Consider the following 13971-nt stretch of genomic DNA (forward strand, 5'->3'; position numbering starts at 1 on the left):
AACATCTTTATCCAGTTTTTGAGGAGGAGGAATCTGTTAGTTCTAATGCAACATTTTAGCTGTGTCAGTCCAGTAGGGTGTGTTAGGCGTAAGCCGTAACGCACCATTTTTAAGGCTTTAATGCCGTACTCTCCGCGCTCACACCCTATGTATCTTTTCAAAAATCAAATAGTAGTCCTATATGACGTATTAAATCTACCTTGCTCCCATACAGAGTTACCATGATCCCAGGTCGCCTAGTGGATGCTGAAAATGATTGACCCCTACGACTTTGAAGATGATGACTTTGACTTAGAGGATGAGGATTTCTTGAAAATAAAACCCATCAGCCAAATGACCGAAGGGGAAAAGCTACAGAGATTTAAGCGGTTCTTCGATAGCAGCAGCCGTGCCATGTTGCAAGACTGTCTATTTCGCATCGTCAATGGCGAAGATGGTACAGGTACGTTAGAAATTCTTTGCCCTAATGAAGTCGTAAGACAACGCCTTTCTAAGAAAAAGCGCAAAATTACCAACAACATCAACACCTGCTGGAGCCATATTAGATGGTTTTCGCTATGCGTTCAGCAAGATAATGAGTTGGATTGCCAGAAGTTTACCCGTAACGGCGATTTGGTGACATCTTAGGTGGGAATTGGGAATGGGGAATAAAGAAAGTGTTTTCCCAATGACAAATGACAAATGACAAATGACTAAAAAACAAAAATTTCCTTATCTAGTTGGTTCTAAGTGGACGGCACAGCAAAAAGTTGATGGCTGGCGACACTTCCAAGTTGTCAATCGGAAAAATCAGGGTAAGTGGGTTTACGCCGAAATGGTTGCTGCTTGCGATCCTAAAGTCCGTTTTTGGATAAATGCCAAATTATTACAAGATAGCTCCCAGTGGCAAGCTGGCTGGCAAACATTACAAGAAATCCAGGAAATTAAAACTGAAGTGTCCTAATTAACTAAAACCCCACAGTCAAAAGATTTTAACCTAACTTCCATTCCTCTCTTTTAGGATAGAAGCTTTGAATCTTACTCCCCTTGTCTACAAGGGAAGGGACTGGGGGTTAGGTCTGTCTTGGACTCAATCAAGAAGCACTATATTTGGCAAATTAATAATATTTTACAAAATCAGACTAACTCACTCTCAAGCAGCAATTAAGTGGTTCTCTATACCGATTGAAAACTGCGAGATCATCTGCGATACCTTCTCTACAGGACGCTACGCGTAGCTTGCTTCCACGAAGTGGTACGGTGAGCTACGCTAACGCAAATTCCAGTAGTATTTCCAGCATTAGGCTGCATATACCTCCCTTTACACTTGACCCTGCGCCCCAATGCCTTGGAAACACGTTGTATTAACATCAGCCAATTCTATGAAAACCATTTAAAAAAGACAATTACAGCTTTTTGCTTTTTGTAACTCTTTTTATAAAAATAAAGAATAAAAAGTTTTTTTAGATAATTTTGAGAGATAAATATGACTTTTAAGCTAAATAAAACAAAAAGTAACTATAATTAATTCCTAATTCATCGGATAAAACCGTTTTAAAAATTTAGAGCCACTTTCTTTTCTATGTAATTTGCCCAATAATGACATCAACAGACCTCACGCATCGCCATCTCAGGAAAGGTGAAGGCAAATGTTTGAGCCACAAGTTTGACAAGAAGCTATAAGAGGGAAACAACAGTGAAACTAGCAGTCTACGGAAAAGGTGGTATCGGTAAATCCACAACTAGCTGTAATATATCCGTCGCCCTAGCTAAACGTGGCAAGAAAGTGCTGCAAATTGGCTGCGATCCAAAACATGACAGCACCTTCACCCTGACTGGGTTTTTGATTCCCACAATTATCGACACCCTCCAAGAAAAGGATTATCACTACGAAGATGTCTGGCCGGAAGATGTAATTTATAAAGGCTACGGCGGTGTTGATTGCGTAGAAGCTGGTGGCCCACCTGCGGGTGCTGGGTGTGGTGGCTACGTAGTCGGTGAAACCGTAAAATTACTTAAAGAACTCAATGCCTTTGATGAGTACGATGTAATTCTTTTTGACGTTCTGGGTGACGTAGTTTGCGGTGGTTTTGCAGCACCACTCAACTATGCAGATTACTGCCTGATTGTTACAGACAACGGCTTTGATGCTTTGTTTGCTGCCAATCGGATCGCCGCTTCAGTCCGCGAAAAAGCCCGAACTCACCCACTCCGTTTAGCTGGGTTAATTGGCAATCGCACCTCCAAGCGCGACTTGATTGAAAAATATATAGAAGCTGTGCCAATGCCAGTTTTGGAAGTTTTACCTTTAATTGAAGATATCCGTGTTTCCCGTGTGAAAGGTAAAACTTTGTTTGAGATGGCAGAGCAAGATCCTTCCCTAGACTACGTTTGCGACTACTACCTCAACATCGCCGACCAAATTCTAGCGCGTCCCGAAGGTGTTGTACCTAATGACACACCAGATCGGGAGTTGTTCGCTTTGTTATCCGATTTTTATCTAAATCCGGGTAAACCCCAGGTTCCTAATTCAGAAGAGGAACTAGACTTGATGATTGTATAAATCACCAAGTTCTCAGGATGGGGGACAATAATATGGCTTTCTTTCACAGTTTTACGGATTCAATAAAGCAAAAGTGGTTGCAATTTTTCCAAAATAATCGAGACTGGATTACGCTGCACATGGAAGTGGAATCAGTGTACACCCCTGATGGCGGGAAGCGACCACCTTCTTACCTCATCCTGGGAGTTCTTAACGCCCTAGAGCCAAAGTTAGCGCAGTTAATGTTGCCCTTTGCCAAACTTAATCCTGATGCCGATACGCTGATTGAGGTACTGGATTTACATTTTGACCCAGATTTAGCTCTCGGTAATCGCTTTGTTGTCAACCCAGATGTAGAGAAATACGCCCAAGAAGCAGCAGATATCATTGACGAAAAGCCTGAAGATGAAACATTGACACATTCTCATATAAATGGCTTTGCGGCGGTGGCGGTAGTTGAAGAGTTCACAATGGTGGATTCTGAGGATGAAAGTCTAGAAATCAGCGGTTTGGAAGAAAGCGAAAATGGCTTTGGCGATATTTCCTTATCCAATGGACATGAATCAAAAGATGAGTCTCTCGAAACCTCTAGTGTCGAAATTTCTGGTTTAGAAGCAGATGAGTTTGGGGAAATTGCCTTCGATGCAGATTCAACAGCTGTAATGGAAGTAAAGCTGGATGATGAAGTGCTTGAAGATAGCTCACTAGATGAGAATGCGTTTAAAGACGTGTTATCAGATGTCTGGGGTGATGAAACAGCTTTGCAAAAGGCTGAAGAAAATAACGATTTTTTAGGGGAAGAACTGCCAGCAGGCGTTTTTGATGAATCAGAAATTGCCCGTCTCTTCCCCAACGCTTAATTATTGCCGTTCCTCGCAATTTTAAGTTTTAGATTTGGGGTTTTGGATTAGGAGTTAGGGAAATTGTCGTTAGACAGAAGATACTTTTGTTGTCCCAGTCTTCAATCCAAAATTATCAATCTAAAATCTAAAATTCGTCGATCTGCCATTAAATATCAAGGGGAGAAAAAACCAAAATGACTGTCGCTCAACAACCAGAAGCTTTAAACTTTGAGTGTGAAACTGGGAACTACCATACCTTTTGCCCAATTAGCTGCGTGGCGTGGTTATACCAAAAAATTGAAGATAGCTTCTTTTTGGTGATTGGGACAAAAACTTGTGGCTACTTCTTGCAAAATGCGATGGGGGTGATGATTTTTGCTGAACCCCGCTATGCAATGGCAGAGTTGGAGGAGGGCGATATTTCCGCACAACTGAGTGATTATGAAGAGTTAAAGCGGTTGTGCTTGCAAATTAAACGCGATCGCAATCCTAGTGTAATTGTCTGGATTGGCACTTGCACCACCGAAATTATCAAAACAGATTTGGAAGGTTTAGCACCGAAGCTAGAATCTGAAATCGGGATTCCCATCGTTGTAGCGCGGGCAAATGGTCTAGATTACGCCTTTACCCAAGGGGAAGACACCGTATTAGCAGCAATGGCTAACCGTTGCCCTGATAAGGCTCCGGTGGCGGAAACAGAGAAAAGTGAGCGGAATGCGATCGCTAAATTGCTAAACTTCGGTAAGAAGAAAGAAGATGTCGCCCAAGATGAATCTGAGTACGTGGATCATCCACCCTTAGTCCTCTTTGGCTCTCTTCCCGACCCCGTAGTTACTCAGTTAACCTTGGAACTGAAAAAACAAGGCATCAAAGTTTCCGGCTGGCTACCTGCGAAGCGCTTCACTGAACTGCCAGTACTGGAAGAAGGGTATTATGTCGCTGGTGTCAACCCCTTCCTCAGCCGCACAGCCACCACCTTAATGCGCCGCCGCAAGTGTAAACTCATTGGCGCACCCTTCCCCATTGGCCCCGATGGAACCCGCGCTTGGATTGAGAAAATCTGCTCGGTGTTTGGTATTACTCCCAAGGGTTTGGATGAACGGGAAGCACAAATTTGGGCAGGTTTAGAAGATTATGTGAAACTGATTCGCGGTAAGTCTGTATTCTTCATGGGTGATAACTTGCTGGAGATTTCCCAAGCAAGATTCTTAATCCGTTGTGGGATGACTGTTCACGAAATCGGCATTCCCTACATGGATAAGCGCTATCAAGCTGCTGAGTTGGCATTGTTGGAGAAAACTTGCCAAGAAATGAATTCACCCCTGCCAAGGATTGTAGAGAAGCCGGATAATTACAATCAACTTCAGCGTATTTATGAGTTGAAACCAGATTTGGTAATTACTGGTATGGCTCACGCGAATCCGTTGGAAGCACGCGGTATTAATACAAAATGGTCTGTGGAGTTCACTTTTGCTCAAATTCACGGCTTTACGAATGCGCGTGACATCTTAGAGTTGGTGACTCGTCCGTTGCGTCGGAATAATAATTTGAAAGATTTGGGTTGGGATAAGTTGGTGAGAGAAGAAGCGAAGATTTAGATTTGGGTTTGGATTGAGCAACAGCATATAATTAAGGCGAACCCAAAAAGTTCGCCTTTTTTGTCTCACAAAGGTGCAAAGGAAGATCGCCTAAAAATAGTTACAATCAGGTGGATATCGCTAAATCATAATTTAGAGAAAATTTAACCATTAGAGTTAATTATGCTTAAGCTCAATCCACAAAAGCTACCATTTCTAGAGTCTATTGGTTGGCAGCTAAAAAATGTATATCAAATGAGTGAGAAAGAAATTGTTCAATTGTATCAACGCAATTGGCATCATCAAAGTACCTTCAATAATTTAGAACAAGAAGAGAAAGATTTTGTCCATTATTTAGCAAAAAAATATAACTCCTGGATATTACCGGATTTTGAAATGTTTCATCTCGATCATCATAATAATATACTTAAAATCCTTAATGCTTTCAATCCAGAAGTTTTCAAAAAAGCTTATGCATACTTTGGTGGTGGTACACTCTTGGCTTTAGAATATGATGAATACAGGCTTAGTAAAGATATTGATTTCCTCTTCCCTTATGGAACGGAAAATTATAGGTATTTAAGAGATTTGATTTACGATGAAGGAATTGTGGCATTATTTCAAAGTACAACAGATATCGAATTAGGCGACAGTACAATAAATCAATATGGTATTCGTTTCCTTGTTGTAGTCAATGAAACAACTATTAAAGTAGAAATTGTAGCCAATGGGATTTTTACTTTAGACCCTCCTGTTTATCCAGAATGGACAAAAATACCTTGTCTGAGTATAAGCGATAGATTTACATCAAAACTAATGGCTAATGCTGACCGATGGAACGATTCGAGTACACAATCTAGAGATTTGATTGACTTAGCAATATTGCGTGTAAATAACGAAATCCCCGCACGTGCAATTGCTAAAGCTGAAGAAAGCTACGAAGTAAAAAAGCCATTAGTTAAAGCCATCACTAACTTTACTGAAAAAGAAAAATATAGAGATAAATGTTTTCATGAGTTAAACATACCTCAAGAAAAATTTCCAATAATAATGGATGGAATAAATAGGCTTATTGTTGACTTTGAATCTATGAATTAAAGTAATTGAAAATACAATCATCACTACAAAAGGAGCGAGAGTTTATTATTGATAGGGGTGATGCAATTCTTTTAAAGCCTAAGAAACCTTTTACAGTAACTAAATTAGATGATGTAGCAGATTGTTTAAAATATCAAGGAAAACCTAAAACTCTTGAGATATGGATAATGCAATTCGCCAAGGTGTAGAGAAATTGTGGCATGATTGCAGTTGATACAAATATAATTGTTAGATTTTTAACTCAAGATGATGAATTGCAGTTTCAAAAAAGCCAAGGAAAATATCACTAGTATTCAAAAATTGAATAACTACATAGCTGCAAATCTAAAGGTTTAGATGGAATGATATAGAGAAATTCTACTTCATCAAGTTTTACTTCAGCAGATGGAGTTAATTGAAGCCAGTCTTGGAAACTGCTTTCTAGTTTGGATATTACTTCTATTTCTGCCTGATAAGCTTCAAAACGACGATAGGTTTCAATCATAGTCTCAATTTTTTGCAATGGTTTATGTAATTGTGGTTTGTCTTCTTTTTCTGACGAGTTGATTCCCAGAAGTGCCCCTACCCCTAGTATCACTCCTAACGGAAATACTGGTAGTACGAGTGGTACTGTAAGTGCTGCTATTGATATTCCTGAAAATATTGGTTCTACTTTTGGTTTTAATGTAGTCCAACCTCCAAGTACTCCAGTGATGACATCGTTGATAGTAAGATATGTAGGAGGAATTAATAGAGAGTAGTTTTTGTAAAACTGATTTTCCTCTTCCTTGTCAAGATATAAAAATGCCTTATCAATAAATTTTTTTACACTCTTAGAAAAAAATTCTGCACCTTCTTGCAAACAACGACGTGCAGTTTCAGTTTCTTCTAATTCCAAGTAGCAACGCGTTTTAGCTATATAAGTTAAGAATAATGATGAGAGATATTCATTAGCAGCTTGAATATCTTCTTCTAATGCCATTTCAAAATAACCAGTATAAGTATATTGAGCTTCTAAAAATCTGTTAATAGCTAAATTTGCCATGTTGACACGATTTTCAGGTTTAGTCATTGTAAAAGCATCACGCGCTAAATTAAGAGCAGCATGAAAATTAGCGTATACAGAAAGATCAAATTTTTGATTCAGTTGATTGACATCTTTCTCTAAAATTTTTAGGCGCTTTTCAATCTCTTCTAAGCGTTGAATTACGATAGCAAATCCTATTACTGAAACGCCAAGATTAAGAATGCTGGCGGCTGAACCAAATTGAGAAAGTATTGTTGAGCTTTGTATCAAACTCGGTGATACTTCACGTAACCAACTAACGACTTTCTTGCTTCCTACTTCTCGAATTACACCGCCAACACGTTCGTAAGCTTGATTTTTCAACCCCTCAGTAATCCAGTTTGGGATTACAAATGTTGCTGTAACATTTTCCATAATTTACTCCTAGTTGCTAAATACTCAGTAGCACAGCATCCGGAGATAAACTTATTTATCTCTATGCAGCCAATATCCATGCTTTACTCAGTATTCCCAATTTGAGTTCTATTCTGTCTAATAGCGATCGCTCTTTTTAACGAACCGTCCACGCTAACGAAGAAAAGTGATCGCACTTTTTAACTAGAAGATGCAGAGCGATCGCATATACAATCATAAGTAAAAGCAAGCAGGTAGAAAATGGCTGAAATTGTCACCCTTCAACTCCCTGAATCATTGGCACAAAAGGCAAAGGAAATTGCTGCTTTCACACATCGGCGACTTGAAGATGTATTACTAGAATGGATTGACCGCGCCATTACCGAACTACCTCTGGAGTCTCTACCGGACGATCAGATTTTGGCTATGTGCGATATGCAGATGGAAACTGAGCAGCAAGAGGTTTTCAGTGACTTGCAAGCGCGTCATCGAGAGGGACAGTTGAATGATGCAGAAGTTCGTCAACTAGATGAACTCATGCAGGTCTATCGACATGGCTTAGTAAGTAAAGCAAGAGCTTTAAAAGTAGCTGTTGAACGCGGCTTGAAACCAGCCCTCAATTAATAACAATGGCCCGTTTTTACATTTATGTAGAAATAGAACGTCGTGTCCGCAGTGCTGCTAGAAACCGATGTGGTTATTGTTTGAGTCCTCAGCGTTTAGACAACTTGTAGAAATTTTCTTAGTACAGGTGTCATATCTTCTTCTCGCCACACTATAGCCGTTTCTACTAATGGTGTTTTCTCCTCTATAGCACGATATACTACACCACTCCTCTGAAGATTTTGCAATGAAGACGGTGCGATCGCAATCCCCATTCCCGCCGAAACCAATCCGATAATTGTCTGCATTTGAATCGCTTCTTGAGTCACTTTCGGGCTGAAATTTGCTTGCTGACAAAGGCTTACGATTTGGTCGTAAAGTCCGGGCCCCAAATGGCGAGGGAACATGATAAAGTTCTCGTTTACTAGCGATCGCACTGAAATCTTTTCTTGTTCAGCTAAAGGATGAGTTTCCAACATAGCCACAATTAGCGCTTCTTGTTGAATGCACTCTTGATTGAGTGCGTTGTCTTCTAACGGTGGATGAGCAAAGCCTACATGGATGCGGCGTTCCTGTAGCGCTTGCTCTTGTTGAGTTGTGGTTAATTCCTGCAATACCAACTCTACTTCTGGAAACTGTTCTCGAAATCGCCGCAAAATCACAGGAAGCAAATCGTAAGTTACCAAACTGGTAAACCCGATTCGCAGTTGTCCTTTCTCACCTCTTGCGATTTTTTGGGTTAACTCAATTGCTTTTTGGAGTTGAGCTAAAATTTGATAAGCTTCTTGCAAAAATACTTGTCCAGCTTCTGTTAACTGCACCTGTCGCTTAGTTTTGCGGTGAAACAGTTCTACTCCTAATTGCGCTTCTAATTGCTGAATTTGTTGGCTTAAAGGCGGTTGAGCAATGTGCAATCGCTCGGCGGCTCTACTGAAATGCAGTTCTTCAGCTACAGCAATAAAGTAGCGCAGGTGTCGCAATTCCATTTTTTTTGATATGTTATAAGTTTCAATTCTCTATAAATATATATTGGACATCTCAAAGTTACCTACATATCATACTTATACAGATATCGTAGGGAGTCAAAGTTATGCCAGAAAAGTATACTCCAGGCTATTCGAGTAATGCGATGAATTTCATGGCAAAACGCAGCTTAGATACTCATGGCGCATTTTTCAAGCCTTATTTACGTCCAGGGATGAATTTACTAGATTGTGGTTGCGGGCCTGGGACGATCGCTCTAGGTTTAGCAAATGCGATCGCACCAGGTACGCTTACAGGTATCGATCGAGAAGCCTCTCAAATCCAGATAGCTGCTGAAAGTGCTTTCAAACAAGGTGTGAGTAATACTAATTTTCTGGAAGCGAATATATATTCTCTACCCTTCCCAGATAACTCATTTGATGCAATCTTTTCCCATGCTTTGTTTGAGCATCTTCAAGAACCTGTACAGGCGTTGCGCGAACTGTGGCGAGTTTTGAAACCGTGGGGGATTGTCGGTCTTCGTAGTCCTGACTGGGGCGGGTTTTTGATTGCGCCATCTACACCAGAACTGGAAAAAGCATTTTCTTATTACAAGTGGCTCCAGCAGCAAAATTCTGGTAATCCTTACGTAGGTAGAGAGTTACGCGCCCTGCTGCGCCAAAGTGGGTTTAGTAATATCAAAGCTTCGGCTTCTTATCAATGTCATGAGCCGTTGAGTGAAGCTACAGAATATTTGGCGCTGCGAATTGAGGCTTCTGCAAAGGAGGATCAAGCTGTAGAAAAGGGCTGGACTGATCAGCGATCGCTAACAGCAATGAGCCATGCTTTGCAAGAATGGAGTCAGCACCCAGATGGATTTTTTGCTGCTGCTTGGTGTGAAGTTGTGGGACGGAAAGGTTAAATTAATCCAAGATTTTCTAGAGAATTTGTGACAAAAATTTGCGTGTTCTTTCTTCTTTGGGGTTGCTGAAAAATGTATCAAGGATGGCTGAATCGACGAGGAAACCGCCATCCATGATAATAACTATACATTCATGAAACCTGGAAGATAATATTAAAATTTAAGTAGATTAGTTCTACATCCTTCACTAAATAACATTTATAAAAACGCATTTAGCAATTATTTAATAAAGAGCAAGAGAACCCCAGTATGAAAATTCTCCTATCTTCAATGCCCCATGCCCAATGCCCCATGCCCCATACCCTAATTGCATACTTCTAGGCGATCGGAAGTATCTAGACCAACCTAAACAACTACCCTTAGCAGGTTAAACTAGGTCTGGTAATAGTATGCTCCACCGTTCCTTATGAGGCTTTTATGGGAGCTAACCTCGAACAGATCGCCAAGTATTTAGACAACCTTGGTTGGGACTACCGTTTTGATGATGAAGAAAACCGGATTATAACAGGTGTGGAGGCTGATAATTTAGAAGATTTCCTAATAGTTGTCCAGTTGGATGAAGAGGGAAAATTTTTTCGGGTATTTGCCCCTCAAGTTCTGGCAGGAATTCAAGACCACCCTCACAAGGGAGTTATCCTCCAGACAATGCTTGCCATTTCCTGGGAAACCAAAATGTTGCAATGGGAATACGACCCTTCCGATGGTGAAATTCGTGCCATTATTGAGTTTCCTTTAGAAGACTCAATTCTCACAGAAAAGCAATTTCACCGTTGTCTGAGCGGATTAATTCAGATTGTGGATGGGATAGCAATACCTCGCCTCAAAGAAGTAATGGCAACAGGTCTCGATCCGGGGAATATAGAACTTGGGGAAAGATTGTTACTCAGTATCCAAGAAGAAGCGCCAGGATTACTAGATTTGCTAGAAAAGGCAATGGAGGCGCGGAAAAAGCGAGGAAGTTTTCCCAACGACTGAGACGGATCATCACTTAAATAGCTATACTCCAAAGTGATACCCTCACTATATACTGAAATTTTCTGGGGCTGGATATTATGACATCCTATGCAACCTCCTCTGCCAAAGCGGAAATGAGTGAACTACGGCGGTTGAAAGGCTTATTACCGCCAGAATTACAGAGCTGGGTCACGGTTGAAGGCACAACTGAGGTCAATCCACCCCTGGTTCGCTGCGAAGAAATTGGTAAAGACCAGGTAGAAATTCAAATTGACCTAGTTAAATGGGATGCCCTCGCAATGGATCAGCGTAATCTGTTGTTCTGGCATGAAGTTGCTCGCGTTCAAAATGACACAATTCCTAAAGATGGTTGGGAAATGGCAGCATTAGCCATCGGTTTAGGTGGCGCTGTCGGCGAATTGTGGGTACAAGATGGATTGCTGCTGGTGTTAGCTTTGTCACTCTGTGGCATCTCAGGCTGGCGACTGTACCAAAAGAATAGTGGTGAAAAGCAACTAAGAGAATTGCTCAATGCTGATGAGAAAGCGATCGCTTTGGCAACTCGTTTCGGTTATAGCCTCCCCAATGCCTACAAGAGTCTTGGTAGTGCCTTAAAAACCCTGATTGACAATACTCCTAGTAAGCGCCAAAGGTCGAAATACGAAGCAAGACTCTCTGCCCTCAAGCGCAGTGCTAATAAAGCTAAAGCTAAATCCAAAACTCCAGATGAAGGCGGGTTGTAAGTTTAGAAGAGACGCGATTAATCGCGTCTGTACAATTAGGAGTGAAATCTAAACTTCAAACTCCTCACTCCTAATTCTGCCTTTGACTGATAATGTCTACTGAGTGGACTGCTGCCTTGCTGATTAGGGGCAGCAATGACCATTTCATCGAATCTTACTTTTTTCTTGACTACATCTTTATCAAACTCAAATTTTACAGAAGCTTTTATAGTTGGTTTAGCATTTTATGCGTCTGAGGGATCACACGCACGTGCTTTACAAACCCCTTCATCAAAGCTTGCCAGGTCAAAACTTGATCGGCTGTAGGCGCAAGCATCGGTATTGAGGAAAATTGTTCAGATACTCCTAAAGGCGTAACAGGTTGTAAAAATACTGAGATATCTGGACTAACCTCTGCCACTAACGCAGCTGAACGTTCTAACTCGGCTGGATCTGTGTTTTGAGACACAATTATCTTGACAAAAACATTTAAATATGAGTCATGACATATTTGGAGAAATTTAGCATGTTCTTGCCAATGGCTTTCGCCGCTAACACTGGGCAATTTGAAATCCATACCCACAGAGTCTAAATAGGGAAGAATCATCGCTAGTTGTTCTGGGCGATGTCCGCCAGTTTCTAAATATATGGGTAGACCAGTTATATCTCGCACTTGGGGTAGAAACTGCGTTAGAAATGGGGCATGAAGAAGTGGTTCACCCCCGGTTAAGCTAATGCTATCGTGTAGACAAGGTAGATTTTGCTGTTCCACCCATTCGATTAACATGGATAATGGAACAGGGTTAGAGTGGATTTCAAAGTCGCGCAATCCAGGCGATCGCTCTATTCGACAAGTAGCAGGTGCATTCCAAGTGTGGGCGCTATCACAAAATTGGCAGCGCAAATCACACAAAGCAAAACGAATAAATATCTGACGTGTCCCTACATTCAGTCCTTCCCCTTGAATGGCAGAAAAGACCTCAACTAGGCGTGCGGTAGGTGTAACCGTAGTTTTAGCAATCATAAAATGAGAACAACGCGATCGCGCTGCGTCGGCACAACAGCAAGGATGTTTTTTGGCTTCTTGTTCTATTGTGAATCGTCGCTAGCGATCTCCAATCTCAGCCCCGGTAAATAGAAATTAGTCCTTATTACTACTGATTCCAATATTAGGTTAGGTAATTTTGGAGGACAAAATAATGTTTGGCAGATTACATTATACATGGCAACGAAAGTGCAGAGCTTCATGACTAGCCAACCGACAGAGGTCGATTTTCCAGTTAATTCCCTAAACGACACGGCTATAATGCAGGTGCCCGCACGGTTGAGCGTGCTAGAGGCTTTAGGCTTTAAGCAAACCTGCCAAAGCTTAATTCAGACCAATTCACATCCTAAACAGATCATCATTGACTTTCAACAAACTACTTTTATGGATAGTAGTGGTTTAGGTGCCCTGGTCAGTAATTTTAAATACGCCCAGACTAAAGGAATTACATTAACACTGCGGAATGTAACACCTCAAGTCATGGCAGTTTTAAAACTCACGGGATTGGATCAAGTTTTTCCCCTAGAGTTGGTTGACGATGGATTGCTAATAGAACCAGAAGATTTAGTTGATAATCGGAAAACAGTTTCCCGTAAAGTAGAGCCTTTACCCACTACTCATCCTTCTGTAGCATCTTGGATGAAACGCTTCTTAGATATTGTAGGGTCTATGGTTGGTTTATTAATTACAGGAATTTTGTTTATTCCAATTGCGATCGCTATTCAAATTAACGATCCCGGCCCCATCTTCTTTAGTCAAACCCGTTGTGGTTGGATGGGAAAGCGGTTTGAGATTTGGAAATTCCGCTCTATGTGTGTGGATGCAGAAGCGAAGAAATCCCAAGTTAAAAACCAAGTGCAAGGTGCATTTTTCAAGAACGAAAATGACCCCAGAATTACTAGGGTAGGGCGCTTTTTACGGCGAACTAGTCTTGATGAATTACCGCAATTTTGGAACGTCCTCAAAGGAGAAATGAGTTTAGTCGGGACTCGACCACCTACACCCGATGAAGTCGAACGTTATGAAGTACCAGAGTGGCAACGTTTAGATGTAAAACCTGGTATGACTGGCGAATGGCAAGTCAATGGACGGTCTACAGTCCGCAGTTTTGAAGATGTAATTCGCCTAGATTTACAGTATCAAAAAAATTGGAGTTTGGTGTACGATTTAAAGCTAATTTTCAAAACTATAGCTATTCTATTTAATAGAAACAGTGGCGCTGTTTAGCTAACTACCCTTATTCACAATTTTTTGGTAATTCCCAACTCTCGCAATAATTATTAAATACACCCAAGCCCATTATGGGCTTGGGTAAATTTTAGGTT

Annotated in this window: 14 protein-coding genes and 2 pseudogenes; 12 read left to right on the forward strand and 4 right to left on the reverse strand. The window is 41.0% G+C overall.

Going from position 1 to position 13971, the window contains the following annotated elements:
* Window positions 1-252 precede the first annotated feature (252 nt).
* From RMZ41_RS30130 to RMZ41_RS30160, 7 genes and pseudogenes are all read left to right on the forward strand, one after another.
* Entirely contained in the window at window positions 253-627 is a 375-nt protein-coding gene (locus tag RMZ41_RS30130) for a hypothetical protein (protein WP_322645195.1), read from the forward strand.
* A gap of 61 nt (window positions 628-688) precedes the next feature.
* Window positions 689-943: a TIGR02450 family Trp-rich protein gene (locus RMZ41_RS30135; protein ID WP_322645196.1), complete on the forward strand. Its 255-nt coding sequence runs from the start codon at window positions 689-691 to the stop codon at window positions 941-943.
* A gap of 732 nt (window positions 944-1675) precedes the next feature.
* Window positions 1676-2542: a ferredoxin:protochlorophyllide reductase (ATP-dependent) iron-sulfur ATP-binding protein gene (gene bchL / locus RMZ41_RS30140; protein ID WP_069070723.1), complete on the forward strand. Its 867-nt coding sequence runs from the start codon at window positions 1676-1678 to the stop codon at window positions 2540-2542.
* A gap of 32 nt (window positions 2543-2574) precedes the next feature.
* A complete protein-coding gene (locus RMZ41_RS30145; protein WP_322645197.1) occupies window positions 2575-3381 on the forward strand; it encodes a DUF5331 domain-containing protein in 807 nt (268 codons plus the stop codon).
* Between the two features lie 176 nt (window positions 3382-3557).
* Entirely contained in the window at window positions 3558-4961 is a 1404-nt protein-coding gene (locus RMZ41_RS30150; RefSeq protein ID WP_322645198.1) for a ferredoxin:protochlorophyllide reductase (ATP-dependent) subunit N, read from the forward strand.
* Between the two features lie 162 nt (window positions 4962-5123).
* The gene (locus RMZ41_RS30155) at window positions 5124-6038 is read left to right on the forward strand and encodes a nucleotidyl transferase AbiEii/AbiGii toxin family protein (protein ID WP_322645199.1); all 915 of its coding nucleotides are present in this window, start codon (window positions 5124-5126) and stop codon (window positions 6036-6038) included.
* A 5-nt stretch (window positions 6039-6043) separates the two neighbouring features.
* Window positions 6044-6252 (forward strand): annotated as a pseudogene (locus RMZ41_RS30160) (AbrB family transcriptional regulator).
* Window positions 6253-6324: 72 nt separating this feature from the next.
* On the opposite strand, the gene RMZ41_RS30165 reads toward RMZ41_RS30160, so the two are convergent.
* Window positions 6325-7458 (reverse strand): hypothetical protein, encoded by a 1134-nt coding sequence (locus RMZ41_RS30165; protein ID WP_322645200.1) that lies wholly within the window; start codon window positions 7456-7458, stop codon window positions 6325-6327.
* Window positions 7459-7698: 240 nt separating this feature from the next.
* On the opposite strand from RMZ41_RS30165, the gene RMZ41_RS30170 reads away from it, so the two are divergent.
* Window positions 7699-8061: a hypothetical protein gene (locus RMZ41_RS30170; RefSeq protein ID WP_322645201.1), complete on the forward strand. Its 363-nt coding sequence runs from the start codon at window positions 7699-7701 to the stop codon at window positions 8059-8061.
* A 95-nt stretch (window positions 8062-8156) separates the two neighbouring features.
* Here RMZ41_RS30170 and RMZ41_RS30175 read toward each other — a convergent pair whose 3' ends face one another.
* On the reverse strand, window positions 8157-9026 hold the full coding sequence (locus RMZ41_RS30175) for a LysR family transcriptional regulator (protein WP_322645202.1): 870 nt from the start codon (window positions 9024-9026) through the stop codon (window positions 8157-8159).
* Window positions 9027-9130: 104 nt separating this feature from the next.
* Between RMZ41_RS30175 and RMZ41_RS30180 the strand changes: the two genes are divergently transcribed.
* A complete protein-coding gene (locus RMZ41_RS30180) occupies window positions 9131-9925 on the forward strand; it encodes a methyltransferase domain-containing protein (RefSeq protein WP_322645203.1) in 795 nt (264 codons plus the stop codon).
* Between the two features lie 16 nt (window positions 9926-9941).
* Here the strand turns inward: RMZ41_RS30180 and RMZ41_RS30185 are convergent.
* Window positions 9942-10049, reverse strand: a pseudogene (locus RMZ41_RS30185) (amino acid ABC transporter ATP-binding protein); the annotation flags it as partial.
* A gap of 293 nt (window positions 10050-10342) precedes the next feature.
* Here RMZ41_RS30185 and RMZ41_RS30190 point away from each other — a divergent pair.
* Complete coding sequence (locus RMZ41_RS30190; protein WP_322645204.1) at window positions 10343-10900, forward strand: hypothetical protein; 558 nt, start codon at window positions 10343-10345, stop codon at window positions 10898-10900.
* Window positions 10901-10977: 77 nt separating this feature from the next.
* A complete protein-coding gene (locus RMZ41_RS30195) occupies window positions 10978-11622 on the forward strand; it encodes a DUF3318 domain-containing protein (RefSeq protein WP_322645205.1) in 645 nt (214 codons plus the stop codon).
* Between the two features lie 205 nt (window positions 11623-11827).
* On the opposite strand, the gene RMZ41_RS30200 is transcribed toward RMZ41_RS30195, so the two are convergent.
* Window positions 11828-12625 carry a 7-carboxy-7-deazaguanine synthase QueE gene (locus tag RMZ41_RS30200; RefSeq protein ID WP_322645206.1) on the reverse strand — a complete coding sequence of 266 codons (798 nt, stop codon included), beginning with the start codon at window positions 12623-12625 and terminating at the stop codon, window positions 11828-11830.
* A gap of 198 nt (window positions 12626-12823) precedes the next feature.
* On the opposite strand from RMZ41_RS30200, the gene RMZ41_RS30205 reads away from it, so the two are divergent.
* Complete coding sequence (locus RMZ41_RS30205) at window positions 12824-13873, forward strand: anti-sigma factor antagonist (RefSeq protein WP_322645207.1); 1050 nt, start codon at window positions 12824-12826, stop codon at window positions 13871-13873.
* Window positions 13874-13971 lie beyond the last annotated feature (98 nt).

Source organism: Nostoc sp. DedVER02 (genome assembly GCF_034530675.2).
In the GTDB taxonomy this organism is placed as follows: domain Bacteria; phylum Cyanobacteriota; class Cyanobacteriia; order Cyanobacteriales; family Nostocaceae; genus Nostoc.

What these genes read in the sequence shown, in the direction of transcription:
- RMZ41_RS30135 (WP_322645196.1), top strand. Translation starts at nt 689, where the DNA reads ATGACTAAAAAACAAAAATTTCCTTATCTAGTTGGTTCTAAGTGGACG.
- RMZ41_RS30200 (WP_322645206.1), bottom strand. Translation starts at nt 12,625, where the DNA reads ATGATTGCTAAAACTACGGTTACACCTACCGCACGCCTAGTTGAGGTC.
- RMZ41_RS30145 (WP_322645197.1), top strand. Translation starts at nt 2,575, where the DNA reads ATGGCTTTCTTTCACAGTTTTACGGATTCAATAAAGCAAAAGTGGTTG.
- RMZ41_RS30195 (WP_322645205.1), top strand. Translation starts at nt 10,978, where the DNA reads ATGACATCCTATGCAACCTCCTCTGCCAAAGCGGAAATGAGTGAACTA.
- RMZ41_RS30150 (WP_322645198.1), top strand. Translation starts at nt 3,558, where the DNA reads ATGACTGTCGCTCAACAACCAGAAGCTTTAAACTTTGAGTGTGAAACT.
- RMZ41_RS30190 (WP_322645204.1), top strand. Translation starts at nt 10,343, where the DNA reads ATGGGAGCTAACCTCGAACAGATCGCCAAGTATTTAGACAACCTTGGT.
- RMZ41_RS30180 (WP_322645203.1), top strand. Translation starts at nt 9,131, where the DNA reads ATGCCAGAAAAGTATACTCCAGGCTATTCGAGTAATGCGATGAATTTC.
- RMZ41_RS30130 (WP_322645195.1), top strand. Translation starts at nt 253, where the DNA reads ATGATTGACCCCTACGACTTTGAAGATGATGACTTTGACTTAGAGGAT.
- RMZ41_RS30155 (WP_322645199.1), top strand. Translation starts at nt 5,124, where the DNA reads ATGCTTAAGCTCAATCCACAAAAGCTACCATTTCTAGAGTCTATTGGT.
- RMZ41_RS30170 (WP_322645201.1), top strand. Translation starts at nt 7,699, where the DNA reads ATGGCTGAAATTGTCACCCTTCAACTCCCTGAATCATTGGCACAAAAG.
- RMZ41_RS30205 (WP_322645207.1), top strand. Translation starts at nt 12,824, where the DNA reads ATGGCAACGAAAGTGCAGAGCTTCATGACTAGCCAACCGACAGAGGTC.
- RMZ41_RS30175 (WP_322645202.1), bottom strand. Translation starts at nt 9,026, where the DNA reads ATGGAATTGCGACACCTGCGCTACTTTATTGCTGTAGCTGAAGAACTG.
- RMZ41_RS30165 (WP_322645200.1), bottom strand. Translation starts at nt 7,458, where the DNA reads ATGGAAAATGTTACAGCAACATTTGTAATCCCAAACTGGATTACTGAG.